General features: G+C 75.1%; 24 protein-coding genes. 17 read left to right on the forward strand and 7 right to left on the reverse strand.

Annotated elements, in window-relative coordinates:
• Complete coding sequence (locus tag PHK61_RS01335; protein WP_274279159.1) at positions 1-507, forward strand: GNAT family N-acetyltransferase; 507 nt, start codon at positions 1-3, stop codon at positions 505-507.
• Positions 504-1,502: an endonuclease/exonuclease/phosphatase family protein gene (locus PHK61_RS01340; RefSeq protein WP_274279160.1), complete on the forward strand. Its 999-nt coding sequence runs from the start codon at positions 504-506 to the stop codon at positions 1,500-1,502. The genes PHK61_RS01335 and PHK61_RS01340 overlap by 4 nt, the downstream gene beginning before the upstream one ends.
• Here PHK61_RS01340 and PHK61_RS01345 read toward each other — a convergent pair.
• On the reverse strand, positions 1,486-2,580 hold the full coding sequence (locus PHK61_RS01345) for a winged helix DNA-binding domain-containing protein (RefSeq protein ID WP_274279161.1): 1,095 nt from the start codon (positions 2,578-2,580) through the stop codon (positions 1,486-1,488). The genes PHK61_RS01340 and PHK61_RS01345 overlap by 17 nt on opposite strands.
• Positions 2,577-2,843, reverse strand: coding sequence for an acylphosphatase (locus PHK61_RS01350; RefSeq protein ID WP_274279162.1), 267 nt, complete (start codon positions 2,841-2,843; stop codon positions 2,577-2,579). The genes PHK61_RS01345 and PHK61_RS01350 overlap by 4 nt, the downstream gene beginning before the upstream one ends.
• A 39-nt stretch (positions 2,844-2,882) precedes the next feature.
• On the opposite strand from PHK61_RS01350, the gene PHK61_RS01355 reads away from it, so the two are divergent.
• On the forward strand, positions 2,883-3,542 hold the full coding sequence (locus PHK61_RS01355) for an alpha-ketoglutarate-dependent dioxygenase AlkB (protein WP_274279163.1): 660 nt from the start codon (positions 2,883-2,885) through the stop codon (positions 3,540-3,542).
• Here the strand turns inward: PHK61_RS01355 and PHK61_RS01360 are convergent.
• Positions 3,539-4,663 carry a mandelate racemase/muconate lactonizing enzyme family protein gene (locus PHK61_RS01360; RefSeq protein WP_274279164.1) on the reverse strand — a complete coding sequence of 375 codons (1,125 nt, stop codon included), beginning with the start codon at positions 4,661-4,663 and terminating at the stop codon, positions 3,539-3,541. The genes PHK61_RS01355 and PHK61_RS01360 overlap by 4 nt on opposite strands.
• Positions 4,660-5,127, reverse strand: a complete 468-nt coding sequence (locus PHK61_RS01365; protein WP_274279165.1) for a nuclear transport factor 2 family protein — start codon at positions 5,125-5,127, stop codon at positions 4,660-4,662. Before PHK61_RS01365 ends, PHK61_RS01360 begins: the two co-directional genes overlap by 4 nt.
• A gap of 191 nt (positions 5,128-5,318) precedes the next feature.
• On the opposite strand from PHK61_RS01365, the gene PHK61_RS01370 reads away from it, so the two are divergent.
• The 9 genes from PHK61_RS01370 to PHK61_RS01410 all read left to right on the forward strand — a co-directional run bounded on the left by PHK61_RS01370 (position 5,319) and on the right by PHK61_RS01410 (position 15,514).
• Positions 5,319-5,915, forward strand: coding sequence for a crossover junction endodeoxyribonuclease RuvC (locus PHK61_RS01370; protein WP_274279166.1), 597 nt, complete (start codon positions 5,319-5,321; stop codon positions 5,913-5,915).
• A 53-nt stretch (positions 5,916-5,968) separates the two neighbouring features.
• On the forward strand, positions 5,969-6,733 hold the full coding sequence (locus PHK61_RS01375) for an alpha/beta fold hydrolase (protein ID WP_274279167.1): 765 nt from the start codon (positions 5,969-5,971) through the stop codon (positions 6,731-6,733).
• Positions 6,734-6,815: 82 nt separating this feature from the next.
• Entirely contained in the window at positions 6,816-7,427 is a 612-nt protein-coding gene (gene ruvA, locus PHK61_RS01380; RefSeq protein ID WP_274279168.1) for a Holliday junction branch migration protein RuvA, read from the forward strand.
• Complete coding sequence (gene ruvB / locus PHK61_RS01385; protein WP_274279169.1) at positions 7,427-8,494, forward strand: Holliday junction branch migration DNA helicase RuvB; 1,068 nt, start codon at positions 7,427-7,429, stop codon at positions 8,492-8,494. The genes ruvA and ruvB overlap by 1 nt, the downstream gene beginning before the upstream one ends.
• Before the next feature lie 68 nt (positions 8,495-8,562).
• Positions 8,563-9,006, forward strand: a complete 444-nt coding sequence (gene yajC / locus PHK61_RS01390; RefSeq protein ID WP_274279170.1) for a preprotein translocase subunit YajC — start codon at positions 8,563-8,565, stop codon at positions 9,004-9,006.
• Between the two features lie 116 nt (positions 9,007-9,122).
• Positions 9,123-10,919 (forward strand): protein translocase subunit SecD, encoded by a 1,797-nt coding sequence (secD, locus tag PHK61_RS01395; RefSeq protein WP_274279171.1) that lies wholly within the window; start codon positions 9,123-9,125, stop codon positions 10,917-10,919.
• The gene (gene secF / locus PHK61_RS01400; RefSeq protein WP_420791330.1) at positions 10,916-12,325 is read left to right on the forward strand and encodes a protein translocase subunit SecF; all 1,410 of its coding nucleotides are present in this window, start codon (positions 10,916-10,918) and stop codon (positions 12,323-12,325) included. Before secD ends, secF begins: the two co-directional genes overlap by 4 nt.
• Positions 12,322-12,864, forward strand: coding sequence for an adenine phosphoribosyltransferase (locus tag PHK61_RS01405; protein ID WP_274279172.1), 543 nt, complete (start codon positions 12,322-12,324; stop codon positions 12,862-12,864). The genes secF and PHK61_RS01405 overlap by 4 nt, the downstream gene beginning before the upstream one ends.
• A gap of 232 nt (positions 12,865-13,096) precedes the next feature.
• Positions 13,097-15,514: a RelA/SpoT family protein gene (locus tag PHK61_RS01410; protein ID WP_274279173.1), complete on the forward strand. Its 2,418-nt coding sequence runs from the start codon at positions 13,097-13,099 to the stop codon at positions 15,512-15,514.
• Here the strand turns inward: PHK61_RS01410 and PHK61_RS01415 are convergent.
• Positions 15,498-16,868 carry an AI-2E family transporter gene (locus tag PHK61_RS01415; RefSeq protein WP_274279174.1) on the reverse strand — a complete coding sequence of 457 codons (1,371 nt, stop codon included), beginning with the start codon at positions 16,866-16,868 and terminating at the stop codon, positions 15,498-15,500. The two genes, PHK61_RS01410 and PHK61_RS01415, sit on opposite strands and share 17 nt — an antisense overlap.
• Before the next feature lie 87 nt (positions 16,869-16,955).
• On the opposite strand from PHK61_RS01415, the gene pyk reads away from it, so the two are divergent.
• Both pyk and PHK61_RS01425 read left to right on the forward strand, forming a co-directional pair.
• Positions 16,956-18,374 carry a pyruvate kinase gene (gene pyk / locus PHK61_RS01420; protein ID WP_274279175.1) on the forward strand — a complete coding sequence of 473 codons (1,419 nt, stop codon included), beginning with the start codon at positions 16,956-16,958 and terminating at the stop codon, positions 18,372-18,374.
• Positions 18,375-18,384: 10 nt separating this feature from the next.
• The gene (locus PHK61_RS01425) at positions 18,385-19,554 is read left to right on the forward strand and encodes a MalY/PatB family protein (protein ID WP_274279176.1); all 1,170 of its coding nucleotides are present in this window, start codon (positions 18,385-18,387) and stop codon (positions 19,552-19,554) included.
• Between the two features lie 32 nt (positions 19,555-19,586).
• Here the strand turns inward: PHK61_RS01425 and PHK61_RS01430 are convergent, their stop codons facing one another.
• Positions 19,587-22,526: an FAD-binding and (Fe-S)-binding domain-containing protein gene (locus tag PHK61_RS01430; protein ID WP_274279177.1), complete on the reverse strand. Its 2,940-nt coding sequence runs from the start codon at positions 22,524-22,526 to the stop codon at positions 19,587-19,589.
• Between the two features lie 106 nt (positions 22,527-22,632).
• Here PHK61_RS01430 and PHK61_RS01435 point away from each other — a divergent pair, with 106 nt between their 5' ends.
• From PHK61_RS01435 to PHK61_RS01445, 3 genes are read left to right on the forward strand one after another with little or no spacing between them, the layout of a single operon-like run.
• Positions 22,633-23,061, forward strand: coding sequence for a CoA-binding protein (locus PHK61_RS01435; RefSeq protein WP_274279178.1), 429 nt, complete (start codon positions 22,633-22,635; stop codon positions 23,059-23,061).
• Positions 23,058-23,585: an STM3941 family protein gene (locus PHK61_RS01440; protein ID WP_274279179.1), complete on the forward strand. Its 528-nt coding sequence runs from the start codon at positions 23,058-23,060 to the stop codon at positions 23,583-23,585. Before PHK61_RS01435 ends, PHK61_RS01440 begins: the two co-directional genes overlap by 4 nt.
• Positions 23,586-23,587: 2 nt before the next feature.
• Positions 23,588-24,199, forward strand: a complete 612-nt coding sequence (locus PHK61_RS01445; RefSeq protein WP_274279180.1) for a protein-L-isoaspartate(D-aspartate) O-methyltransferase — start codon at positions 23,588-23,590, stop codon at positions 24,197-24,199.
• A 6-nt stretch (positions 24,200-24,205) separates the two neighbouring features.
• On the opposite strand, the gene PHK61_RS01450 is transcribed toward PHK61_RS01445, so the two are convergent.
• On the reverse strand, positions 24,206-25,117 hold the full coding sequence (locus PHK61_RS01450) for an SDR family oxidoreductase (protein ID WP_274279181.1): 912 nt from the start codon (positions 25,115-25,117) through the stop codon (positions 24,206-24,208).
• Positions 25,118-25,180 lie beyond the last annotated feature (63 nt).

Here is a 25,180-nt window from a genome sequence, read left to right on the forward strand (position 1 = left end):
GTGGTGGACCTCGCCCCCTGCGTCGTCGCCGAGCTCGGGGCGGCGGACGCGGGCGAGGCCCTCACCGTGCAGTACGCGGCCTACCTCGCCGAGGCGCGTCGCTACGGCACCACCGAGATCCCGCCGCTGCGCGAGACGGTCGCGGGGCTCGCGGCCGATCTCGGGCGCCCCGACGTGCGCGGTTTCGGCGCGTGGGCGGGGCAGCGGCTGGTCGGGTCGGTGCGCCTGCGCGGGGAGGGGATCGGCACCGGCTCGGGCTGCGTCGAGCTCGCGCGCTACTCGGTCGCCCCCGACGCCCAGGGCCACGGCGTGGGCCGGGCGCTGATGGAGCGCGCGCACGCCGAGCTCGCGGCGGGCGACGTCAGCTGGCTCGTCACCGGCGCCCGCAGCGAGGAGAACCTGCGGCTCTACCGGCGCGCGGGCTACGAGGAGACCGGGCGGCTCGTCGACAGCGCGGGCGTCGAGCTGCTGCGGCTCGAGCGCCTCGCCCCCCGATGCGTCGCGTGAGCTCCCGGTCCTCCCGCGTCGTCGGCGTCCTGCTGACGGCCGCCGCGGTGGTCGTCGCCTCCTGGGTGCCGTTCTGGTGGTGGGCGCCGGTCGGCCCGCCGCTCGCCTTCGGGCTGCTGGCGCTGACCCCGGTCGTCGCCGTGCTGGCCGTCGTCGTCGCGGCGGTCGGCTTCCTGGCGCGCCGCCCGGCCGCCGGCGTCGTGGCCCTGGTGGCGGCCATCGCGCTCCTGGCCGTGGTCGTGCCGCGGGCCACCGACGACGGCGACCCGACCGTCACGCCCGGCCCGGACAGCGCGCCGGTCACGGTCGCCACGGTCAACATGAAGTTCGGGCTGGCGCGCCCCGAGGCGGTGGTGGGCCTGGTCCGCGAGCAGCAGGTGGACGTCCTGGGTCTGCAGGAGATCACCCCGGAGGCCGAGGTGGCGCTCGCCGCGTCGGGGCTGCGCGGCGAGCTGCCGTTCCTGGTCTCCCGGGCCCGTGACGGTGCCGGCGGCACCGCCCTGCTCGCGCGCCACCCGCTCGCCCCGTCGGGCCTCGTCCTGCGCGAGGGGGTGTTCTCGCAGGTCACGGCCAGGGTGCTGGCGCCCAGCGGGCCCGTCGACGTCGTCGTCGCCCACCCCGCCGCGCCGGTCTCCCGCGACGACGCCGCCGGCTGGGCGCGGGAGATCACGAACCTGCCGCGGCCCGCGCCGCTCGACGGCCCGCCGCGCCTCGTGCTCGGCGACCTCAACGCGACGCTGGACCACCGTCCCCTGCGGGAGCTCCTCTCCAGCGCGTGGAGCGACGCGGCCGCCGCGGTCGGCGCGGGCCTGGAGGGCACCTGGCCGACCGACGCGACGCTGCCGCCGTTCGCGGCGATCGACCACGTGCTCGTGTCCGGGCCGATCGCGCCGGTGGACCTGACCACCCGCGTCATCCCCGGCACCGACCACGCGGGCGTCGTGGTGCGGCTGCTCGTCCACGACGAGCGCGCGCGGGTCAGCCCGGGAGCGTGAGCGGGCGCCCCAGGACGCGGGACCAGACGTCGCGTTCGCCGCCGAGCTCGTGAGGGTCCACGGCGCCGTCGAACGGGCTCACGACGAGGCGGTCGTCCTCGGCGCTCCACGTGCCCACCACCCGCCCCTCGTCGACCACCACCGGCGCGATCCACCCGGCGGCGCGGCTGACGTCGCGGCGGTGCGCCGCGGGCACGAGGTCGGGGTCCGCGGTGCCGGCGCCGAGCACGTAGGGGTCGAAGGGGCCGAGGAGGCGGACCCCGACCGGCGCGGCCGTCGCCAGCTCGTCGAGGTCCTCGGTGCGGGCGTACCGCGCCTCGCCCTCGACCGTGACCTCGCTCAGCGTCCCGTCGGCGACCAGGTCGGCGAACCAGCGCCGCAGCCGCGACTTCGGGGTGGTGCCGCGCAGGAGCCAGGCGTCGAAGGCGGTGGGCGTCGCGGGTCCGTGGGCGGCGAGGAACGCGGGGACGATCGTGCGTGCGGCCTCGTCGGCGTCGGGCAGGCCCGGCCAGCCGGGGCGGGTGAAGGTCACGCGCGTGCCGGCCGGCGGCCCGTGGCAGATCAGGCCCTGCCAGGCCAGCGGCTTGAGCACGGTGCCCCATCCCGAGCGGAGGGCCTCGGCGAGGCCCTCGTCGCCGCTGTGCGCGACGAGCGCGGCGGTGAGCTCCTCGCGGGTGAGGACGGCGCCGTCGGCGAGGACGTCGACGACCGCGGTCTCGAGGGCGGTCATCTGCTCGGCGGTGGCGAACTCCCGCTGCCACGAGCCCTTGTCCCACGAGCGGGCGGCGGCCAGCAGCGCGAGCAGCGACGGCGCCTGGTCGGCGGCGAGCAGGTGGAGCGTGCCGCGCGCCGCCCACGTGCGCACCAGCGTGCCGGCGCCCAGCGCGGCGTCGACGGTGCCGTCGTCGGCCGTGCCCGCCGGGGTCCGGACGGCGACCGCCTGCGCCGCGGCCGACGGCACCTGGGCCTGGACGCCGAGCAGGCGGCGGGCCACGGCGACGGGCTCCGTGCCGTCGCGGTCCGCGACCCACTGGCGGCGCAGGCGGAAGCGCCGGACCTGCTCGGCGGTGGTGGTCACGTCTGGTCGAAGGAGCGGTGGCCCTGCGGCTCGGTGTCGGTGACGTCGATGCTGCTGACCTGCGCCTGCGACGAGCCCTCGCGGGCCCACGCGACCATCTGCTCGACGGCGTCGTCCGCGCCCTCGACCAGCATCTCGACGGTCCCGTCGTCGCGGTTGCGCACCCAGCCGCCGACGCCGAGGCGCTCGGCGGCCTCCTCGGCGCTCGCCCGGAAGAAGACGCCCTGCACGCGCCCGTGGACGACGATGTGCTTGCTCTGCACGCTCGCACTCCGTTCGAACATGTGTTCTACTCGATCCCGATGACGACAGCCTGGACGCCCTCGCTCTTCGGTGGGGGCGAGAGCGCCGAGGACCCCGGGGTGGATCCGGCCGTCGTCCCGCGCCGCATCGTCCTCGACGAGCGCTCGTGGGTCGACCTGGCCCCCGCGTGGATCACGGGCGCGGACGCGTGGTTCGACGCGATCGTCGCGGAGGCGCCGTGGGACCAGCGGCGGCGCCGCATGTACGACCAGGAGGTCATGGAGCCGCGGCTGACCTGCGGGTGGCGGGTCGAGGAGGCCCCGGACCCCGCGCCCGCGGTCGCCGCCGTGCTCACCGAGCGCTACGGCGTGCGGTTCGACCGCGTGGCGTGCAACTACTACCGCCACGGCGACGACTCGGTGGCCTGGCACGGCGACCGCGTGCGCTTCACCCACGAGGCGCCGATCGTCGCGATCGTGTCGCTGGGCGCGCCGCGGCGCTTCGGGCTGCGGCCCCTGGGCGGGGGAGACGGAGGCGGACCCGGAGCTCGACCATCGGGGAGGCGCCCGTCGACGCGGCTGACGGTCGCGGGGGGCGACCTGCTGGTCATGGGCGGGCGCTGTCAGCACGAGTGGCAGCACACGGTGCCCAAGTGGCCCGGCGCCGGCCCGCGCGTCAGCGTCACGTTCCGGCACGACGACCCCGGCCCTCGTCCCTAGTCGCCCCAGACCATCGTGGGCTCGCCGAGCGCGTCCTCGTCCACCGTCGCGCCGAGCCCCGGCGAGCGCCCGGGCAGCACGCCGTCCGCAGTGACGACCGTGTCGAGGGCAGCGACCTTGCGCGTCACCATGTCCTCGCTGTTGAGCACCCCGCGCAGCATCCGCGGGGGCACCGTGGCGCCGAGGTGCAGGATCGCCGCGTAGGACAGCGAGGAGCCGACGGTGTCCTGCACGCTGACCGTCAGCCCGGCGGCCCGGGCGAGGTCGCGGTGCCGTCGCCCCGGGGTGAGCCCGCCGGCCTTCGAGATCTTCAGGTTGATCCCGTCGGCGACGTCGCCCGCCGCGACGTGGGCGATGTCCGCGTCGAGCTGGCCCAGCTCGTCGACGACGATCGGGTACGGGCACCGCCGCCGCAGCGAGGCGGTCTCGCGCCAGGACGCGCACGGGGCCTCGAGCGCGAAGTCGAGCCCGGGCGGCAGGAGCGTGATCATGCGCAGGGCGTGCTCGGTGAGCAGCCCGCCGTTGGCGTCCACGAGGAAGGTCTCGCCGGGGCGGCGGTCGGCGAGGCTCGCGGTGATCCGCTCGGCGTCGAGGGCCGGGCCGCCCTCGGCGTCGAGCGCGCCGATCTTGATCGAGTGCGCGCGGTAGCCGCGGGCCCGGTGGTCGGCGACGCTCGCCCGCATCGCATCCGGGTCGCCCGCCCCGATCGACGACGTCGGCGCCATGGGGACGTCGGTGGAGCCGCCGAGCAGGTCGCACACCGGCAGCCCTACCGACCGCCCGAACGCGTCCCAGCACGCCACGTCGAGCGCGGTCCGCGCGTCGAGGTGACCGGTCAGGGTGCGGTCCATGACGTCGCCGACGCGCTCGGTGCGCCGGGGGTCGAGGCCGAGCAGGGCGGGGGCGAGCAGCGCGATGCCCGCGCGTGTCCCCGCCGGGTGCGCGGCGACGTAGGTCGCCCCGAACGGCGTGCTCTCGCCCCAGCCCTCGGTGCCGTCGTCGCAGGTCAGGCGCACGATCGCGGCGTCGAACGCCGTGTAGGTCCGGCCCCCGGAGAGGTGGTGGACCCCGCCCGCGTAGGGCAGTTCGACGGCGTACAGGGCGATGCGCGTGACCCTCAAATCGGGATCTCGCTCGTGTCCCCGTCGGCGCGCGGGCCCTCTAGCCGGCGCTCCTCCTCGGCGATGCGCACGTCGTTGATGCTCGCCTCGCGGCGCGCCATGAGCCCGTTGTCGGCGAACTCCCAGTTCTCGTTGCCGTAGCTGCGCCACCACTGCCCGGCGGCGTCGCGGCACTCGTACTGGAAGCGCACGGCGATCCGGTGCCCGCCACACGTCCAGAGCGACTTGCGCAGCACGTAGTCGCGCTCGCGCTCCCACTTGCGGGTCAGGAACTCGACGACCTGGTCGCGGCCGGTGACCCACTCGTCGCGGTTCCGCCACACCGTGTCCAGCGTGTAGGCGAGCGCGACCTTCTCCGGGTCACGCGTGTTCCACACGTTCTCCGCGGCGAGCACCTTCGCCCGCGCCGACTCCTCGTCGAACGGCGGGAACGGCGGGCGGGGCTCCTCGGTCGGGCTGCTCACGGTGGTCCTCCTCCTGCGGAGCGGCGACGGGCGTGCTGTGGCGGCCCAGCATGCCTCGCCCGGAGATCACGGGCACCCCATCGCCGTCTCCGGACGTCGGCGGGTGGACCACGCGCCCCTGATCACCGGCGACACACCGGAGCCGGGGACGAACGCCGGCCGGGCACCCGCCGCCGCGTAGCGTCCCGGCCATGCGGGTGCTGGGCGTCGACCCCGGGCTGACGCGCTGCGGCCTCGGCGTGGTCGAGGGCGGCGGCGGGCGTGCCGTGCGCGCGGTCGCCGTCGACGTCGTCCGCACCCCGCCCGAGGCCGCGGTGGCCGCCCGGCTCGGCGCGGTCGCCGACGCCGTCGAGGCCTGGATCGCCGAGCACCGGCCGGACGTGGTGGCCGTCGAGCGGGTGTTCGCCCAGCACAACGTGCGCACGGTGATGGGCACGGCGCAGGTCGGCGGGGTCGTCGCCCTCGTCGCCGGGCGCGCCGGCCTGCCGGTCGCGTTCCACACGCCCAGCGAGGTCAAGGCCGCCGTCACGGGGTCCGGGCGCGCGGACAAGGACCAGGTCACGGCCATGGTGACGCGGGTCCTCGCGCTCGACACCGCACCGCGTCCCGCCGACGCCGCCGACGCCCTCGCGCTCGCGGTCTGCCACTGCTGGCGCGCCCCGATGATGGCGCGCATGGCCGAGGCGGAGGCCCGCGCCGCCGAGGCCACGAAGCGGCACCGGGCGCGTCTCAAGGCGGCGCAGAAGGCCGCTGCCCCGACGACCGCGACACCGAAGGCCGGCCGCTGAGCACCACGACGACCGTCACCTCGTCCGACGGCACGGCGATCGCGGTCGAGACGGTGGGCGAGGGCCCGCCGCTCGTGCTCACCACCGGCGCGCTCCAGGGCCGGGCGAGCGTCCGCCTGCTCGCCGAGGCCCTCGCCGACCGCTTCACCGTGCACCTCTGGGACCGCCGGGGCCGCGGCGACAGCGGGGGCGTGCCCGACCCCGCCCGGGACCCGCTCGGAGCGGACGGCGCGGCGATGGTGGCCGCCGAGATCGCCGACCTGGAGGCCGTGGTCGCGGCGACCGGCGGCGCACCCGGCCACTACGCGCACTCCGCCGGCGCGGTGCTCGTGCTCGAGGCCGTGCTCCGGGGGCTGCCGGCGACCCGGGTCGTCGCCCACGAGCCTCCGTGGCCCGTCGACGGCGACGACGCCGCCCCCCGCCGCGACCTCGGCGCCGCCACCCTGGCCGCCCTGCGCGCCGACGACCCCGACGACGCCGCGGCCGCGTTCCTCGGCGGGTTCCCGGCGGCCGCGCCCGCGCCGGTCGAGCGCCTGCGCAGGACCCCCTTCTGGGCGGGCACGGTCGCGCTGGCGCCGTCGCTGCCGCACGACGTCGCGCTGGTGGTGGGCGATCCCGTGCCGACCGACCGCCTGGCGGCGCTGGACGTGCCGCTGCTGGCGCTCGACGGGGAGCGCAGCCCGGCGTGGGTGCGCCGGGCGGTGGCGGCGCTGGCGGCCTCGGTCCCCGGCGCCGTGCACCGCACGCTGCCCGGCCAGGTCCACATCGTCACCCCGGCGGTGCTCGCCCCGGTGCTCGCGGACTTCCTGACCGGATGAGCGGGCGCGCCGGTCCACGGGGCCGTCGGGGGCGGCCGGTAGCCTTCGAACGCATGTTCGCCGCGGTGAGGAGGATCGTGCCGTGATCTCGTCGGTGCGCGGGGAGGTCCTCGCGGTCGGGCTGGACCACGCGGTGGTCGAGGTCGGCGGGGTCGGGCTGGCCGTGCAGGCCACGCCGTCGACGCTCGCGCGCCTGCGCCGCGGCCAGCCCGCGCGGCTCGACACCGCGTTGGTGGTGCGCGAGGACTCGCTGACCCTCTTCGGGTTCGCCGGCGCCGCCGAGCGCGAGCTGTTCCTGCTGCTGCAGACCGTGTCGGGGGTGGGGCCGCGGCTCGCGCTGGCCGCCCTCGCCGTGCTCGACCCGGCGGCGCTGAGCCACGCGCTCGCCGACGGCAACATCACGACGCTGACGAGCGTGCCGGGCATCGGGCGCAAGGGCGCCGAGCGGCTGATCATCGAGCTGCGCGACAAGGTCGCCCCGCCGAGCCCCGCCGGCAGCACCGACGAGGACGCGCCCGCCTCCCCGGTGGCCGCCGGCACGCTGCGCGACCAGGTCGTCGAGGCGCTCGTCGGCCTCGGCTTCGCGGCCAAGCCCGCCGAGAAGGCCGTCGACGACGTGCTGGGCGCGGGCGGGCCGTCCGACTCCTCCGGCGTCCTGCGGGCGGCGCTGACGCGGCTCGGGCCGTCGCGCTGATGGAACCCGACCACGGCCTCGAGGAGAGCCTCCAGCGCGCCCTCGACGCCACGCCCGAGGACGGTGAGTCCGACCTCGAGAACCGGCTGCGCCCCGCGCGCCTGTCCGAGTTCATCGGCCAGCCCCGCGTGCGCGAGCAGCTCGACCTCGTGCTCCAGGGCGCGCTGCGCCGCGGCCGCCCGCCCGACCACGTGCTGCTCTCGGGCCCGCCCGGCCTGGGCAAGACGAGCCTCGCGATGATCATCGGCACCGAGCTCGGCAGCGCCGTGCGCATCACCTCCGGCCCCGCGCTGGAGCGGGCGGGCGACCTCGCGGCGATGCTGTCGAACCTCCTCGAGGGCGACGTGCTGTTCATCGACGAGATCCACCGCATGGCCCGGCCCGCCGAGGAGATGCTCTACCTCGCGATGGAGGACTTCCGGGTCGACGTCGTGGTCGGCAAGGGCCCCGGGGCGACCTCGATCCCGCTCGACGTCGCGCCGTTCACGCTGGTGGGGGCCACGACGCGGGCGGGCTCGCTCACCGGCCCGCTGCGCGACCGCTTCGGCTTCACCGGCCACATGGAGTTCTACGAGCCCTCCGACCTCGAGCACGTCGTGGCCCGCAGCGCCCGGATCCTCGACGTGGACCTGCGCCCCGACGGCGGCCGCGAGATCGCCGGGCGCTCGCGGGGCACGCCGCGCATCGCCAACCGCCTGCTGCGCCGCGTGCGCGACTACGCGGAGGTGCGGGCCGACGGCGCGGTCACCCTGGAGGTCGCCCGGGCCGCGCTGGCGGTCTACGACGTCGACGAGCTCGGCCTCGACCGTCTCGACCGGGCCGTGCTCGCCGCCCTCGTGCGCTCGTTCGGCGGCGGGCCGGTGGGGGTCTCCACGCTGGCGGTGGCCGTCGGCGAGGAGCCCGGCACGGTCGAGGAGGTGTGCGAGCCGTACCTGGTCAGGGCCGGGATGCTGGCCCGTACGCCACGCGGACGCGTCGCCACACCCCTGGCGTGGCGCCATCTGGGGCAGGAGCCCCCCGCCGACCGGCCTGACGAGGACCGGGGCCAGGGGATCCTCTTCACCTGAGCTGGCAGACTCGAATCGGACAGCGCGGGGTGCGGAGACCGACGCGCCCGCCCGGTGAACGGAGAACGATGGACCTGATCTTCCCCCTGCTCATCCTGTTCATGATCGGTCTGGTGTTCATGTCCAGCCGTCAGCGCAAGAAGCAGGAGAACAAGCAGAAGGACCTGCAGAACAGCATCGCCGTCGGCGACGTGGTCGTCATGACCTCGGGCATCAGCGGCACCGTGGTCGACGTCGACGACGAGCGCACCATCGACCTCGAGATCGCGCCCGACGTCGTCACCACCTGGCTGCGCGCCGCGGTGCGCGAGAAGCTGGTGGCCGAGGAGGCCGTCGCCGACGACGTCGTCGAGGAGGACGCGCTCCCCGAGTCGTCGGTGCCGACCGAGACGACGCCGGTCGTCGGATCCGCCGACGCCACGCCGACGACGGACACGAAGGACGCCGCGGACAGCGCCTCGACCAGCAAGACGGACACGACGGACAACGTGTCCTCGCCGCGCTCCTCCTGACCCTCCCGCCGCGGAGGACCGGGCGGGGCGGCGCGGGGAGCGCCGGGCCCGCCGCCTACCCTCGCGACGAGCCCCTCCCCGGCTGACCCCACCCGACGCAACTGGAGCAACACAGCGTGGCCCCTCCGACCGTCCGCTTCCGGCCCGGGCGCTACCTCGCCGCCTTCCTGGTGATCGTGGCCGCGCTCTACGGGCTGGTGTTCTTCACGGGGGACGGGTCGCCGACGCCGAAGCTCGGCATCGACCTGCAGGGCGGCACGCGGGTGACGCTGACGGCCCGCACCGAGACCGGCGCGGCGCCGACGCCCGACCAGCTCAACCTCGCGCGCACGATCATCGAGCAGCGCGTCAACGGGCTCGGGGTGAGCGGCGCCGAGGTGGTCCAGGACGGCAGCAACCTGGTCATCACGGTGCCCGGCCAGGAGGGCGACCAGGCGCGCTCGCTCGGGCAGACGGCGCGGTTGTACTTCCGCCCGGTGCTCGGCGGCCCGATCCCGGCCGGCCCGCAACCCGGCCAGCCGGGGCAGCCCGGCCAGCCGGGCGCGCCGCCGGACCAGGGCGGGGCGACGGGCGCCGGGACCCCCGGTCAGGCCCCGGCCGGCCAGAGCGCGCCGATCGCCGCCCCGGCCCAGCCCGCGCCGCCGGTGCCCCCGCCGCCCGGTGGCGGTGCCGGGGGTGACACGTCGCAGGACCCGCGCCAGGCCCAGGCCATCGCCGAGGCCAAGGCGACACGGCAGAGCGAGGACCCGGCGGTCCAGGAGCAGGCGGCCCTGGCGCTGGACTGCGCGGTCGAGGACCCCCTGCGCGGCTACGACGACCCGACCAAGCCGCTGATCGCCTGCAACCGCGAGGGCACCGAGAAGTACCTGCTCGGGCCGGCCATCCTCTCGGGCACCGACGTCGCGAGCGCGACGCCGAACCCGAACCCGCAGGGCGTCGGCTGGGTCATCAACCTCGCCTTCAAGGGCGGCCAGCCCGCCACGACGTGGGCCGACTACACGAGCGCGAACGTCAACAACTCGAACGCGGTCGTGCTCGACACCCAGGTCGTCTCGGCGCTGCGCATCCAGCAGCCGCTGCTCGACGGCAACGCGATGATCTCGGGGCAGTTCAACCAGGGCTCGGCCACCGACTTCGCGAACGTCCTGCGCTACGGCTCGCTGCCGCTGTCGTTCGACACCTCCGAGGCGCAGACCGTGTCGGCGACGCTGGGCTACGCGTCCCTGCAGGCCGGGCTGATCGCGGGGCTCGTCGGGCTGGCCCTGGTGTTCCTCTACTCGCTGTTCTACTACCGCGCGCTCGGCGTGCTGACGATCCTGTCGCTGGTCCTGTCCGGGGCCGTCGTCTACGCGGTGCTCGTGCTGCTCGGGCGCACCATCGGCTTCACGCTCGACCTCGCCGGCGTCGCCGGGTTCATCGTGGCCATCGGCATCACCGCCGACTCGTTCGTGATCTTCTTCGAGAGGATCAAGGACGAGGTGCGCGACGGGCGGAGCTTCCGCTCGGCGGTCCCCCGCGGGTGGGTCCGCGCCAGACGCACGATCCTCTCCGGCGACGCCGTGAGCTTCCTCGCGGCCGTGGTGCTCTACGTGCTCGCCGTCGGCCAGGTCAAGGGCTTCGCCTTCACCCTGGGCATGTCCACCGTCCTCGACCTCATCGTGGTCTTCCTTGTGACGCATCCGCTGCTCGCGCTCGCCTCGAACTCGAAGCTGTTCGCCAGCCCCGCGTGGTCCGGGCTCGGCCAGGTGGTGCACAACGCACCCCGGTCCGGGGGCTCCGGCCCGCGGCCCGGCGCGCGCGGGACGTCCCGTCCCGCAGCACGTGACGGGGCCCGCGAGGGCACCACCCGGCCCGGCGCCCGCAACGGATCCGGCGCGTCGCGCACCCGCGCGGGACGCGGAGGTGACCGATGACCCGCTCCACCGGGCAGCCCGGCGGTCGCCGCCGCGTCGAGCAACTGACCGGCGAGATGGCCGACGACCGGCTCGAGGGCCGTGACGACGAGCGTGACGACGAGCGTGACGACGAGCGTGACGACGAGCTCGACGACGTCGCCGCGGACGAGGACGAGGCCGCGGAGTCGGGGGAGGCGCGCCCGCGCCCGGGCAAGAAGCCCAGCCGCCTCGACATGCTCTACCGCGGCAACGGCGGGCTGGACATCGTCGGGCGCGGGAAGACCTGGTACGCGGTCTTCGGCGCCGCGCTGGTGGTCTGCATCCTCTCGATGGTCATCCGGGGCTTCAACTTCGGCATCGACTTCGAGGGCGGCACGAGCGTCCAGATGCCGGCCGACGGCGCCAGTGGCGTGGCGCAGACCGCCCAGGTCGAGCAGGTCTACGCCGAGGCGCTGGGCTTCCCGGCGACGTCGGTGCAGAGCGCGGGCCAGGGTGCCACGGCGACGATCATCATCCGCTCCGAGAGCCTGGACATCGGGCAGGTCATCACGCTGCGCCAGGCGCTGTTCGACCGGTTCCAGCCGCTGGGCACCAGCGGCACCCCGGACCCCGCCGCGATCTCCGACAGCGCCGTCAGCGCGAGCTGGGGCGGCGAGATCACGCAGCAGGCGCTCATCGCCCTCGCGGTCTTCCTCGTGCTCGTCACCGTGTACCTCTCGTTCTACTTCGAGAGACGCATGGCCCTCGCGGCGCTGATCGCGCTGGCCAACGACATCATCATCACCGCCGGCGTGTACTCGCTGGTCGGTTTCGAGGTCTCGCCGGCCACCGTGATCGGTCTGCTGACGATCCTCGGGTTCTCGCTCTACGACACGGTGGTCGTGTTCGACAAGGTCCGCGAGAACACCCGCGGCCTGCTCGGGCTCACGCGCCGGACCTACGCCGAGGCGGCGAACCTCGCGGTCAACCAGACCCTGATGCGCTCGCTGAACACCTCGCTGATCGCGGCGCTGCCGCTGATCGGGCTCTTCGTGGTGGGCGTGGTGCTGCTCGGCGTCGGCGTGCTCGGCGACCTGGCGCTCGTCCAGCTGGTCGGCACCATCGTCGGCGCCGCCTCGTCGGTGCTGCTCGCGACGCCGATCGTCGTGGACCTCGCCATGCGCGACAAGCGCTGGATCGCCCAGGCCGAGAAGGTCCGGGCGCGGCGGGCGAAGGCGGCCCGCCGGGCGGCGGCCGCGAGCGGGACGGGCCCCACCGGCGAGTCCGGCGACACCGCCGGGCCGTCGACCGACGTCCTCGACACCCGCGAGGTGGCGGCGGCCGGAGCCGGTCGCCCGGGTCGGGAGACCGCGTCCACCGCGCCGCGGCCGGGCGCCCGCCCGGCGGGCAAGGCGGGCCGGCCCTCGGGCAAGCGGCGCAAGTGACGACCTCGCGGGACGCGACCGCGGACCTCGACGTGGTCGCCGGGCTGCTGCGCGACGTCCCCGACTTCCCGAGCCCCGGGATCCGGTTCTGGGACCTCAGCGCGCTGCTCGCCGACGGTCCGGGCCTGGCGGCCACGACGCGCCTGCTCGCGGCGCCCGGCGGGCCGGCGCCCGAGATCGTGGTCGGCATCGAGGCGCGGGGCTTCCTGCTCGGCGCGGCGGTGGCGCACTCGCTGGGCCTCGGGGTGGTCGCGGTCCGCAAGAAGGGCAAGCTGCCGATCGTGGCGGCGAGTGAGTCGTACGACCTCGAGTACGGGTCGGCGACGCTCGAACTGCCCGCCGACGTGCTGCGCCCCGGCGCGCGGGCGCTGCTCGTCGACGACGTCCTGGCCACCGGGGGCACCGCGGCCGCGGCCGCCGCGCTGGTCGAGGGCGCGGGGGCCACGGTGGCGGCGGTGTCGATGGTGCTCGAGCTGCCGGCCCTGGGCGGCCGCGAACGTCTCGACGGGCACCGGGTGCACACCCTGCTCGCCCGCTGAGCGCACGCCGACGGACCGTCCGTCGCAACGGCGTCGCCCCGCCGGGCGCGCCGAGCGGCGATCATCCACGCGTACCGATCGTGGACGACCGATGACCCGATCGGCGCGTGACCGTCCGGACACACCGCCACCTCGGACGTATCCTGGATGGATTCCGGGCACGACGGCCCCCAGGACGGACACCCCGTGACGACGGGGGCCGGTCGCCCGCCCGGTGGGAAGGGGACGACGCGTGTGCCAGGACGTCGACGCCGCGGGCACGCCGATCGCCCCTGACCAGGGCACGGCCCCGGCCACGCCGCACGAGGACGCGGTCCTCGACGCCGCCGGCCTCTCGCCGACGCCGCCCGTCAGCGCCACCCGGCCGCCCTCGGCGACCCGCCGGGTGCGGGCCCGGATCGCCCGGCGCATCACCGCGCAGCGCTCCGGCGCGGTCAAGCCGGTGCTCGAGCCGCTGGCCGCCGTCCACCGCGAGCTCCACCCGTCGGCGGACATGGGCACGCTGCAGCGGGCGTACGACACCGCCGAGCGCTTCCACGACGGTCAGATGCGCAAGAGCGGCGACCCCTACATCACCCACCCGCTGGCCGTGGCCACCATCCTCGGCGAGCTCGGGATGGACACGACGACGCTGGTCGCGGCCCTGCTGCACGACACCGTCGAGGACACGGCCTACTCGCTGGACAAGCTCTCGGCCGACTTCGGCGCCGAGGTCGCCCACCTCGTCGACGGCGTCACCAAGCTCGACAAGGTCCAGCTCGGGGCGGCCGCCGAGGCCGAGACGATCCGCAAGATGGTCGTGGCGATGGCGCGCGACCCGCGCGTGCTCGTCATCAAGCTGGCCGACCGGCTGCACAACATGCGCACGATGCGCTTCCTCAAGCCCGAGAAGCAGGCCAAGAAGGCCCGCGAGACGCTCGAGGTGCTCGCGCCGCTGGCCCACCGCCTCGGGATGTCGACGGTCAAGTGGGAGCTCGAGGACCTCGCGTTCGCGATCCTGCACCCCAAGCGCTACGACGAGATCGTCCGCCTCGTCGCCGACCGCGCGCCGAGCCGCGACACCTACCTGCGCACGGTGATCGACGAGGTGTCCGGCCAGCTCACCGAGGCGCGGGTGAAGGCCGAGGTGCTCGGCCGCCCGAAGCACTACTACTCGATCTACCAGAAGATGATCGTCAAGGGGAAGGACTTCGACGACATCCACGACCTGGTGGGCGTCCGGGTGCTCGTCGAGGACGTCCGCGACTGCTACGCCGCGATGGGCATGGTCCACGCGCTGTGGCAGCCGATGCCGGGCCGGTTCAAGGACTACATCGCCCAGCCGCGCTTCGGGGTGTACCAGTCGCTGCACACCACGGTCATCGGGCCGGACGGGCAGCCGCTCGAGGTGCAGATCCGCACCCACGAGATGCACCGCACCGCCGAGTACGGCATCGCGGCGCACTGGCGGTACAAGGAGACGAAGGGCGCCCACAAGAACGGCTCCGCCGGCGACGGCACCCTCGAGCTCGACGAGATGGCGTGGATGCGCCAGCTGCTCGACTGGCAGCGCGAGGCCGCGGACCCCGGCGAGTTCCTCGAGTCGCTGCGCTACGACCTCGCCACCCGCGAGATCTTCGTGTTCACGCCGAAGGGCGACGTCATCACGCTGCCCAGCGGGTCGACGCCGGTCGACCTCGCCTACGCCGTGCACACCGAGGTCGGCAACAAGTGCATCGGCAGCCGCGTCAACGGCCGCCTCGTGGCGCTCGAGCGCGAGCTCGAGAACGGCGAGGTCGTCGAGATCTTCACCTCGAAGGCCGAGGGCGCGGGGCCCTCGCGCGACTGGCTGTCGTTCGTCGCCTCGCCGCGGGCCAAGCAGAAGATCAAGCAGTGGTTCGCCAAGGAGCGCCGCGAGGAGGCGATCGAGGCCGGCAAGGAGGCGATCACCCGCGAGGCGCGGCGCACCGGCCTGCCGCTGCAGCGCCTCGTCTCCGCCGACTCGATGACCGCGCTGGCCCACGAGCTGCGCTACCAGGACGTGTCCGCGCTCTACGCCGCGGTCGGCGAGCACCACGTGTCCGCCCGCCACGTCGTGCAGCGCCTCGTCGCCCTGCTCGGCGGCGTCGAGCAGAACGAGGAGGACCTCGCCGACCGCGCGACGCCCTCCACCGTGCAGCGGCGCCGGGGCACGGGCGACGTCGGCGTCGTCATCGACGACATGGACGGCGACGGCGGCGACTCCACCGACGTGTGGATCAAGCTCGCCCGCTGCTGCACCCCGGTGCCGGGCGACGGCATCCTCGGCTTCATCACGCGCGGCGGCGGGGTCAGCGTGCACCGCACCGACTGCACGAACGCCGACGAGCTGCGCAGCGAGCCGGAGCGCCTGGTCAACGTCCACTGGGCGTCGTCGTCGAGCGCGCTGTTCCTCGTCGCGATCCAGGCCGAGGCGCTCGACCGCCACCGCCTGCTCTCCGACATCACCAAGGTGCTCGCCGACGAGAAGGTCAACATCCTGTCGGCGTCGGTCACCACGTCCCGCGACCGCGTGGCGGTCAGCCGGTTCTCCTTCGAGATGGGCGACCCGAAGCACCTCGGGCACGTGCTCAAGGCGGTCCGCAACGTCGAGGGCGTCTACGACGTCTACCGGGTCACCTCGGCGAGCTGACCCGCCGCCGGCGCCGGAGCAGCCCCCGCACGGTCGTGCGGGACGGGTCGGCGTCGAACCACTCCGGACGCCCGGAGCGGGGGTCGAGCGGGTTGACCGTCGCCGGGTCGAGCCCCTCGCCGTCCGACGGGCGCACGAGCGAGCGGATGCCGGCGTCGAGCACCGTCACCAGCGGGACGGCGAGCAGCGCCCCCGGGATGCCGAAGATGACCAGGCCGCAAGCGATCGGCAGCACGACGGCCAGCGGGTGCAGCTTGATCGACCGGCCGAGCAGCAGGGGCTGGAGGATGTAGCCCTCGATGTTCTGCACGGCGATGAGGAGCAGGACCACGAGCAGGGCGTCGGTGAGCCCGCCGCTGACCAGGGCGACGAGCACCGCGACGACGCCGGTGACCACGGCGCCGAGCGTGGGCACGAAGGCGCCGAAGAAGATCAGCGCGGCCAGCGGGACGGCCAGCGGCACCCCGATGAGCCACAGCCCGACGCCCGCGGTGACCGCGTCCGCCGCGGCGACCAGGACCGTCGCCCGCGTGTAGCCGACCAGCGAGGCGAACGCCCGCCGCCCGGCGATGTCGGCCCGGTTGCGCGCCGCCTTCGGGACCCCGGAGAGCACGAAGCGCCAGACCAGGCCGCCGTCGTAGACGAGGAAGATCAGCGTGAACAGCGTCAGCAGCAGCTCGGTGAAGAGCGTGCCGACGGTGCCGACGGCGCCGAGCGCGCTGGTCGCGAGCGTGGCCTGGCTGGACTGCAGGTAGGCGATGGCCTGGTTGCCGATGGCGGTGAACTGCTCGTTGTTCAGCCCGAGCGGCCCGGTGCGCAGCCAGTCCTGGATGCCGGTGAGGCTGGCGGTGAGCTGCGTGGTCAGGTCCGGCAGGCCCGAGATGAACGCGAGCACCACGCCGTAGAAGACGGCGGAGACGATCGCGATGCCGGCGAGGAGGACCAGGGCGGTGGCCAGCGCGTGCGGCACGTGGCGCCAGCGCCGTGACAGGGCGTGGGCCTCGGGCGCGAGCAGCGAGGCGGCGATGACCGCGAGCACGACCGGGATGAGGACCGCCGAGAGCAGCCCCATCACGTAGAGGATCGCGTAGCCCGCCGCGGCGAGCAGCAGCACCCGCCACGCGAGACCGCTGGCGATCTCGAGCGCGACCGGGACCTCCCACCGCCGCGCGGGCCGGACGACGGCCTCGGGGCCGCGGTCGACGGTCCTCGCGCCCGGGAGGTCGCCGATGTCCTTCGGCGGGCCGGGACCGGGGGCCGGGCCCAATGCCGGGTCGTCGGCCGTGCCGTCGGTCGGGCCGTCGTCCGGGCCGGGATCCCGTGCGGGACCCGGCGGCGGCGACGGCATGGTCATCAGCTCACCGTAGTCCGGGTGCACCGACGGCGGGTCGCGGTCGCGCTGCGGCTGCTGGATCGGTGCAGAACCGACTACCATGGCGGCGTGAGCCGACGAGCCAAGATCGTGTGCACGCTGGGGCCGGCGACGTCCTCACCGGAGGCCGTGCGCGACCTCGTCCGCGCCGGGATGGACGTCGCCCGGCTCAACTTCAGCCACGGCACCCACGCCGAGCACGAGCGGGTCTACCGCCTCGTGCGCGAGGCGGCCGACTCCGAGGGACGCGCGGTCGGCATCCTCGCCGACCTGCAGGGCCCGAAGATCCGCCTGGGGGCGTTCGCGGACGGCCCGCAGATGTGGGCCACGGGCGAGACCGTGCGCATCACCACCGAGGACGTCGAGGGCACGCACGACCGCGTGTCCACCACCTACTCCGGTCTCGCCGACGACTGCCGGCCCGGCGAGTCCCTGCTGGTCGACGACGGCAACGTCGCCCTGGAGGTCACCGCCGTCGAGGGCCGTGACATCGTCGCGCGCGTCATCGAGGGCGGCCGGGTCTCCGACCACAAGGGCATCTCGCTGCCCAACACCGCGGTGTCCGTGCCCGCGATGAGCGACAAGGACGAGGCGGACCTGCGCTTCGCGCTCGGCCTGCGCGTCGACATGATCGCCCTGTCGTTCGTGCGCTCGCCCGCCGACGCCGAGCTCGTTCACAAGATCATGGACGAGGTGGGCGCGCGCCTGCCGGTGATCGCGAAGCTGGAGAAGCCCGAGGCGGTCGACGCGCTCGAGGCGATCGTGCTGGCGTTCGACGCGATCATGGTGGCGCGCGGCGACCTGGGGGTGGAGCTGGCGCTCGAGGACGTGCCGCTGGTGCAGAAGCGGGCGGTGCAGATCGCGCGCGAGAACGCCAAGCCGGTGGTCGTCGCGACGCAGATGCTCGAATCGATGATCCACAACTTCCGGCCGACCCGCGCCGAGGCCTCGGACGTCGCCAACGCCGTGCTCGACGGCGCGGACGCCGTGATGCTCTCGGGCGAGACCAGCGTCGGCGCGTACCCCATCGAGACGGTGTCGACGATGGCGCGCATCGTCTCCGCGGTCGAGGTGGGGCCGGCGTCGGTGCCCCCGATCCAGCACGTGCCGCGCACCCAGCGGGGCGTCGTCACCACGGCCGCGCGCGACATCGGCGAGCGCCTCAACGCCCGCGCGCTGGTGGCGTTCACGCGCACCGGCGACACGGTCCGGCGCCTGGCGCGGCTGCACACCCGACTGCCCGTGCTGGCGTTCACCCCGATCCCCGAGGTCCGCAGCCAGCTCTCGCTGAGCTGGGGCGTCGAGACGTTCCTCGTGGACTGGGCCGACACCACCGACGCGATGATCCGCCAGGTCGACGCGTGCCTGCTCGAGATCGGGCGCTTCGCCACGGGCGAGCTCGTGGTCATCGTGTCCGGCTCGCCGCCCGGGACCATCGGCAAGACCAACCTGCTGCGCGTGCACAAGATCGGCGAGGACACCCGCTAGCTTGCCGGGCGTGACTGCGCACCGCTTCGACGCCCTCACCGCCGAGCACATGCGCGCGGGCGGGTCCTGGAAGTGGTCGACGCCGGGGGAGTCGCACGGCCGCGGGCTGATCGGCGCGTTCGTGGCCGAGATGGACTACCCGGTCGCCGAGGCCGTGGCCGACGCCGTGCGCGCGTCGGCCGACGGGTCGCGGTTCGGCTACCTGCCCGACGGGTGGGTCGCCGACATGGCGGCGGCGTGCTCGGCGTACTGGGGCGACCGGTTCGGGTGGGCGCCCGACCCGGCGTGGGTGCGCCCGGTGCCCGACGTGCTGACCGCGTTCACGGCCACGGTGCGGCACTTCACCCGCCCCGGGAGCCCGATCCTGCTGCCGACCCCGGCCTACATGCCGTTCCTGACCGTGCCCGGGATGATCGACCGCGAGCTGGTGCAGGTGCCGATGGCGCGTTCCGGCGGGCGCTTCGTCCTGGACCTCGACGCGATCGACCGCGGGTTCGCCGACGGCGCGGGGCTGCTCGTGCTGACCACCCCGCACAACCCGACCGGGCGGGTGTTCGACGCCGCCGAGCTGGCCGCCGTCGCCGAGGTCGTCGAGCGCCACGGCGCGCGGGTGTTCAGCGACGAGATCCACGCCCCGCTGACCTTCGGCGACGCGCGCCACCGCCCGTACGTCACCACGTCCGCGGCGGCCCCGGAGCACACGGTGACGGCGACGTCGGCGTCGAAGGCCTGGAACCTGCCGGGGCTCAAGGCCGGGCAGGTGCTGCTGTCGAACGCCGCCGACGCACAGCACTGGACGGCGAACGGCTACCTCGCCGAGCACGGCACGGCGACCCCCGGGGTGCTGGCGTCGACCGCGGCGTACCGGGACGCGCGCGGCTGGCTCGACGATGTGCTCGCCTACCTCGAGGGCAACCGGGCGCTGCTGGCCGGCGCCGACCTGCCCGGGATCGACGTGACGGTGCCGGACGGGACCTACCTGGCCTGGCTGGACGCGCGCGGTCTCGGTCTGGACGAGCCCCCGTCGGCGTTCTTCACCCGCGAGGCGGGCGTGGTGATGACCGACGGCGCCGCGTGCGGCGAGGCGGGCCGCGGCGGCATGCGCCTCAACCTCGCGATGTCCCGCCCCGTCCTCACCGACTCCCTCGCCCGGATCCGCTCGGCCGTCTGGAGTATGTGAGCGAAATTCCCGGCTATAGCCGGGAATTTCGCTCACGAGGGCCAGGGGAGGGGCTCGGGCGGGAGGCCGGAGGCCAGGAGGGTCGCGAGGTGGTCGCCGCGACGCTCGGTGAGCTGGTCGATCTGCGTGCGGCACGAGAACCCGTCGGCGACGACGGCCGTGTCCGGGGAGGCCTCCCGCACCCGGGGGAGCAGCACCTGCTCGCCACAGGCCACCGACACCTCGTAGTGCCCCTGCTCGAACCCGAAGTTGCCCGCCAGCCCGCAGCACCCGGAGTCGAGCACCTCCACCGCGGCGCCCCCGCGGCGCAGCACCGCGGTCTCCGCGCCGTAGCCGCCGGTCGCGTGCTGGTGACAGTGCTGCTGGACGATCACCTCGCGACCCGTGATGCCCGGCGGCGTCCAGTCCGGCGCGCGCTCGGCGAGCAGGCGCCCGAGCGTCGTCGTGGCCGCGGCGACCGCGTCGGCGCGCGGCCCGGGCAGCAGGTTCGGCGCGTCGTCGGTGAACACCGCGGTGCAGCTGGGCTCGAGCCCGACGATCGGCATCCCGGCCCCGACCGCCGGCGCGAGCGCGTCGAGCGTGCGCCCCAGCACGCGCGCGGCGACGCCGAGCTGGCCCGTCGTCACCCAGGTCAGCCCGCAACAGAGCTCCTTCTCGGGGAGGCGGACCCGGAACCCCGCCGCCTCCAGCACGCGCACCGCGTCGGCGCCGGCCCACGGGTGCAGGAACTCGGTGAACGTGTCGGGCCAGAGCAGCACCTCGCCGCGCTCGCCCGACCCGCGCGGACCCCGCGCGCGGTACCAGTGCGAGAACCGCGGGGTGGCGAACGCCGGGAGCGACCGGCGCTCGTCGATGCCGCCGGCGCGTTTGAGCAGGCCGGCGACCCGCGCCGACGTCACCCGGTTGACCAGCGGCGCGAGCGGTGCCGCGACCCGGGCGAGCGCGGGCAGCCAGCCCATCGACAGGTGCGAGCGCGGCCGGCGCCAGGGCCGGCGGGCGTAGTGGTGGTGCAGGAACTCGGCCTTGTAGGTGGCCATGTCGACGTTGACCGGGCAGTCGGACAGGCAGCCCTTGCACGCGAGGCAGAGGTCGAGGGCGTCGCGGACCTCGGTGGAGCGCCAGCCGTCGGTGATCGGCGAGTCGGCGTGCCCGCGCAGCATCTCCCAGAGCAGCCGCGCCCGGCCGCGCGTGGAGTGCTGCTCCTCGCCGGTGACCCGGTACGAGGGACACATGACGTCTCCATCGGTGCGCCGGCACCGCCCCACGCCGATGCACCGCTCGATCGCGCGCGTGAAGCGCCCGTCGTCCGACGGGTAGGCGAAGGCCGACGCCGGGTCGGCGGGGTCGTAGTCGGCGCCGACGTGCAGGTGCTCGTCGAGGCGGTAGGGGTGCACGACCTTGCCGGGGTTCATCCGGTTGCGCGGGTCGAACAGCGCCTTGACCGACTCGAACGCCGCGACCAGCTCCGGGCCGTACATCCGCTCGAGCAGCTCGCCGCGCGACTGCCCGTCGCCGTGCTCGCCGGACAACGACCCGCCGTACTTCACGCACAGGTCGGCCGAGCGCTCCATGAACGTGCGGTAGTCCGCGACCCCGGCCGGCGTGCGCAGGTCGAACGGGATGCGCGTGTGGATGCAGCCGTGCCCGAAGTGCCCGTAGATCGCGGTGCTCGCGGTGAAGCCGTACTCGTCGAGCAGCGCGACCCACTCGGCGAGGTAGTCGCCGAGCCGGTCGGTCGGGAGCGCCGCGTCCTCCCAGCCCTCGTAGTTGTCGACTCCGGTGCGCGGGTCGCGGGCGGACACCGGCAGCGCCGACTCGCGGATCGCGAACAGCTCCGCCTGCTGGGCGCGGTCGGTGACGGTGAGGATCGACGGCCCGTGCGCGGCGAGGTCGGCGGCCAGCGCCTCGGCGCGGGCCACCGCGCGCCCGGCGTCGTCGTCGCGCATCTGGACCATCAGCCAGCTGTGGCCCTCGGGCATCGCGGCCATCGCCTCCTGGTGGAAGCCGCGGACCCGCTCGAACTCGACGATGTTGCGGTCGATGCACTCCAGGAAGTGCGGGGCGTGGGGCAGGATCGCGTCGACGCAGCGCGCGGCGGCGACCACGTCGGGGAAGCCGAGCACGACGAGCGCGGTCTCCGGGGCCTCGACGACGAGGTCGAGCTCGGCGTGCAGCACCGTGACCAGCGTCGACTCCGTGCCGACCAGCGCCCGGGCGAGGTGGAACTCGGATCCCGGCACCAGGTCGTCGAGGTTGTAGCCCGAGACGCGCCGGGGGATGTCGGGGAAGCGCTCGGCGACGAGCGACGCGTGGTCGGCGGCGATGGCGCGCAGCCCGCGGTAGATCTCCGCGCGCCGGCCGCCCTCGGCCTGGATCGCCGCGTACTCCTGCTCCGTGGTGGGCCCGACCCAGCACCGCAGCCCGTCGTAGGTGAGCACCTCGAGGCGCCGGACGTTGTCGGCGACCTTGCCGAACACCTGTGCGGTCGAGCCGCAGGAGTTGTTGCCGATCATCCCGCCGAGCGTGCAGCTGACGTGCGTCGCGGGCTTCGGGCCGTAGATCAGGCGTCCGGGCAGCGCGGCGTTGAGGTCGTCGAGCTTGATGCCGGGCTCGACGACGCAGGTGCGGGCGTCCTCGTCGACCGAGACGATCCGGGTGCAGTACTTCGACCAGTCGATCACCACCGCGGCGTTGCAGCACTGCCCGGCGAGGCTCGTGCCGCCACCGCGGGACAGGACGGGGACGTCGTGCTCGCGACAGACCGCGAGCGCCGCGACGCCGGCATCGATCGAGCGCGGGACGACGACGCCGATCGGGACCTGGCGGTAGTTCGAGGCGTCGACCGCGTAGGCCGCCCGCGAGCCGGCGTCGAACCGGACCTCGCCGTCGACCCGGGCGGCGAGCGCCTGTTCCAGGGCCTCCTCCGGCGCGAGCGGGCGGGTGCGCGGTGGGGGCAGATCGACCGTGGCCACCGGACGACTCTGTGCGCGGCCCCGGCGGGACGCAAGTTCTCCCCGAGGTGAGCTCCGGGCCCATGGTCCCGGAGGGGGTTCCCGGGAGATGCGCGAAGATGGACCGGTGGAGACGGGGCTCGTGGACGACGCCGCCGTGGGCGCGCTGCTGACCGGCGTGCGGCGGGTCGCGGTGCTCGGCGTCTCCGACCGGTTCAACCGGCCCAGCTTCCGCCTCGCCGCCTACCTGCTCGACCGGACGGGGTGGAGCGTCGATCTCGTGAACCCGCACGTCGTGGAGACGCTCGGGCGGCTCTGCGCCCCGCTGCTCGCCGACGTCCCGACACCCGACCTCGTCGTCGTGTTCCGCGCACCCGGTGCCTGGGACGCGGTGGTGGACGAGGTCGCCGCGGTCGGCGGCGGGGCGGTGTGGCTGCCCGCCGGGGTCGCCGACGCGGACACGACGGCCCGGGTCGTCGCCCGCGCGCACGGGCTCGGCGTCCGGGCCGTCGCCGACCGCGACCTGCGCGCCGAGCACAAGAGGTGGTGCCCGTGAGCACCGAGCATCCCGCCGTCACCCGCGAGCCCGACCGTCTCGAGGTCCGCGCGCCCCGCACCGCGCCCGTGGTCACCCTGGTCACCGGGGTGATCGGCCTCGCGGCCGGCGTGTGGCTGCTGCTCACCGGCGGCACCGCCGGTGTCGTGCTCGGCGTCGTGCTCGTCCTGTTCTTCGGGGTCGGCGCGGTGCGGGCCGCACTGCGCCTCGTGCGCGGCGCGCCGCTGCTGATCGCGACCCGCGAGGGCGTCGACGACGGCGGCTCGATCGTCGCCGCCGGCTTCCTGCCCTGGTCCGAGATCGGGACGATCGACGTCCTGCCCGCCCGCGGCGGCGGGATGCTCGTGATCGGGGTCCGCGACCCCGAGGCGGTGCTCGCCCGGACCACCCCGGGGCGGGCGCGGGTGGGGCGCGCCCAGGCCGGGCGGCTCGGGAGCCCGGTCGTCCTGCCGCCGACGCTCCTGCCGGTGCCCGCCGACGAGCTCGCCGCCGACCTGGAGCGCCTCCGTCCGGACGGTGCCTAGCGGTGGCCGACCACGCCCGCCGCCGCCGCGCGATGGTCGCGCACCTGCGCGAGCAGGGGATCGTCGACGAGCGGGTACTCGCGGCCATGGGCCGGGTGCCGCGCCACCGGTTCGTCCCCGCCCACCGCGCCGACGAGGCCTACGGCCCGGGCCCGCTGCCGATCGCGTGCGGTCAGACGATCTCCGCTCCGGCGATGGTGGCCGCGATGGCGGCGCTGCTGGAGCTCACCGGCAGCGAGCGGGTGCTCGAGGTCGGCGCGGGCAGCGGCTACGCGGCCGCGGTGCTCTCGTGCCTCGCCCGCGAGGTCGTCACCGTCGAGTACCACCCCTCGCTGGCCGCGTCCGCCCGCGACGTGCTCGCCGCGACCGGCCACCACGTCGAGGTCCGCCACGGCGACGGGCGGCTCGGCGCCCCCGACCGCGCGCCCTTCGACGCGATCTCGGTGGCCGCGATGGCCGAGGGCGAGGTGCCGGCCGCGCTGCTCGAGCAGCTCGCCGACGACGGCGTGCTCGTCTGCCCCGTCGGGCACGGGCGCCACGGCGACCTCGTGCGCGTGCGCCGCGACGGGAGCGGGGACCGGATCATGCCCGTCTCGTTCGTGCCCCTGCTCTGAGGCGGCTCACCGGTACCCCGTGACGTCCGCCGGCCTGCCCGCGTCCTGCACCTCGACGATGTAGCGCCACGCGTCGGGCCGCGAGCCGTCGAGGTCGTCGACGCCGTACACGCGGGCCAGCTCGCCCGACGACGTCGACGCCGCGTTCCACCGGTGCCGCCCGGGGTCGGCGGCCAGCGCGGCGATCCCGCGTCCCACGAAGCGCGGGCTCTCGGAGATCGCGAAGTGCGGCTCGGTCGCGAGGGCGTCGCGCCAGGTCTCCTCGGTGACCCCGAAGTGCTCGAGCATCATCTCCGAGCGCAGCCAGCCGGGCGTCACCGCGACGGCCGTGCCGCCGTGGGCGGCCAGCTCGTGCGCCCACGACCGCGCCAGGCGGATCGGCGCGATCTTCGCGAGGTCGTAGTACACGTTGAGCCGGTAGTGCTCGGTGTTGTACTCCGCGGTCCCGTCGGTGACCTCGACGACGAGCCCGCCGGGCCGCCGGGCGAGCAGGCGCAGCGCGTGGTGCGCGGTGACGAGGTGCGTGTCGATCGCGAGGCGCAGGGTCCGCAGGCCGCCCTCGAGGTCGTGCTCCCACACCGGGACGTCCCACTCGACCAGCAGCTCGCCGCCCCAGATGTCGTTCACCAGCACGTCGAGGCGGCCGTGCTCGCGCTCGATGCGCCCCACGAGCGCGGCGACGGCGTCAGGGTCGAGGTGGTCGGTCGGCGCGGCGATGCCGGTGCCGCCCGCCGCGGTGACCAGGTCCGCGGTGTCCTCGACGGTCTCGGCGCCCCCGTACCCCGAGGGACGCCCGCGGGTGCTGCGTCCGGTGCACCAGACGGTGGCGCCCGCGGCCCCCAGCTCCACGGCGATCCCGCGCCCCGCACCCCGCGTGGCCCCGGCGACGAGCGCGACGCGTCCGGTCAGATCGGTCATGCCGGGCACGGTGGCACGGCCCCCCGACAGTCCCGTGTGAGCGACATTCCCGGCCATGCCGGG

This window comes from Actinomycetospora lutea, assembly GCF_028737205.1.
Lineage (GTDB): Bacteria > Actinomycetota > Actinomycetes > Mycobacteriales > Pseudonocardiaceae > Actinomycetospora > Actinomycetospora lutea.

Excerpts from the sequence above, each read along its gene's own strand:
- PHK61_RS01355 (WP_274279163.1), top strand. The coding sequence starts at position 2,883 with ATGACGACAGCCTGGACGCCCTCGCTCTTCGGTGGGGGCGAGAGCGCC.
- PHK61_RS01370 (WP_274279166.1), top strand. The coding sequence starts at position 5,319 with ATGCGGGTGCTGGGCGTCGACCCCGGGCTGACGCGCTGCGGCCTCGGC.
- ruvB (WP_274279169.1), top strand. The coding sequence starts at position 7,427 with ATGGAACCCGACCACGGCCTCGAGGAGAGCCTCCAGCGCGCCCTCGAC.
- yajC (WP_274279170.1), top strand. The coding sequence starts at position 8,563 with ATGGACCTGATCTTCCCCCTGCTCATCCTGTTCATGATCGGTCTGGTG.
- secF (WP_420791330.1), top strand. The coding sequence starts at position 10,916 with ATGACCCGCTCCACCGGGCAGCCCGGCGGTCGCCGCCGCGTCGAGCAA.
- PHK61_RS01415 (WP_274279174.1), bottom strand. The coding sequence starts at position 16,868 with ATGACCATGCCGTCGCCGCCGCCGGGTCCCGCACGGGATCCCGGCCCG.
- PHK61_RS01450 (WP_274279181.1), bottom strand. The coding sequence starts at position 25,117 with ATGACCGATCTGACCGGACGCGTCGCGCTCGTCGCCGGGGCCACGCGG.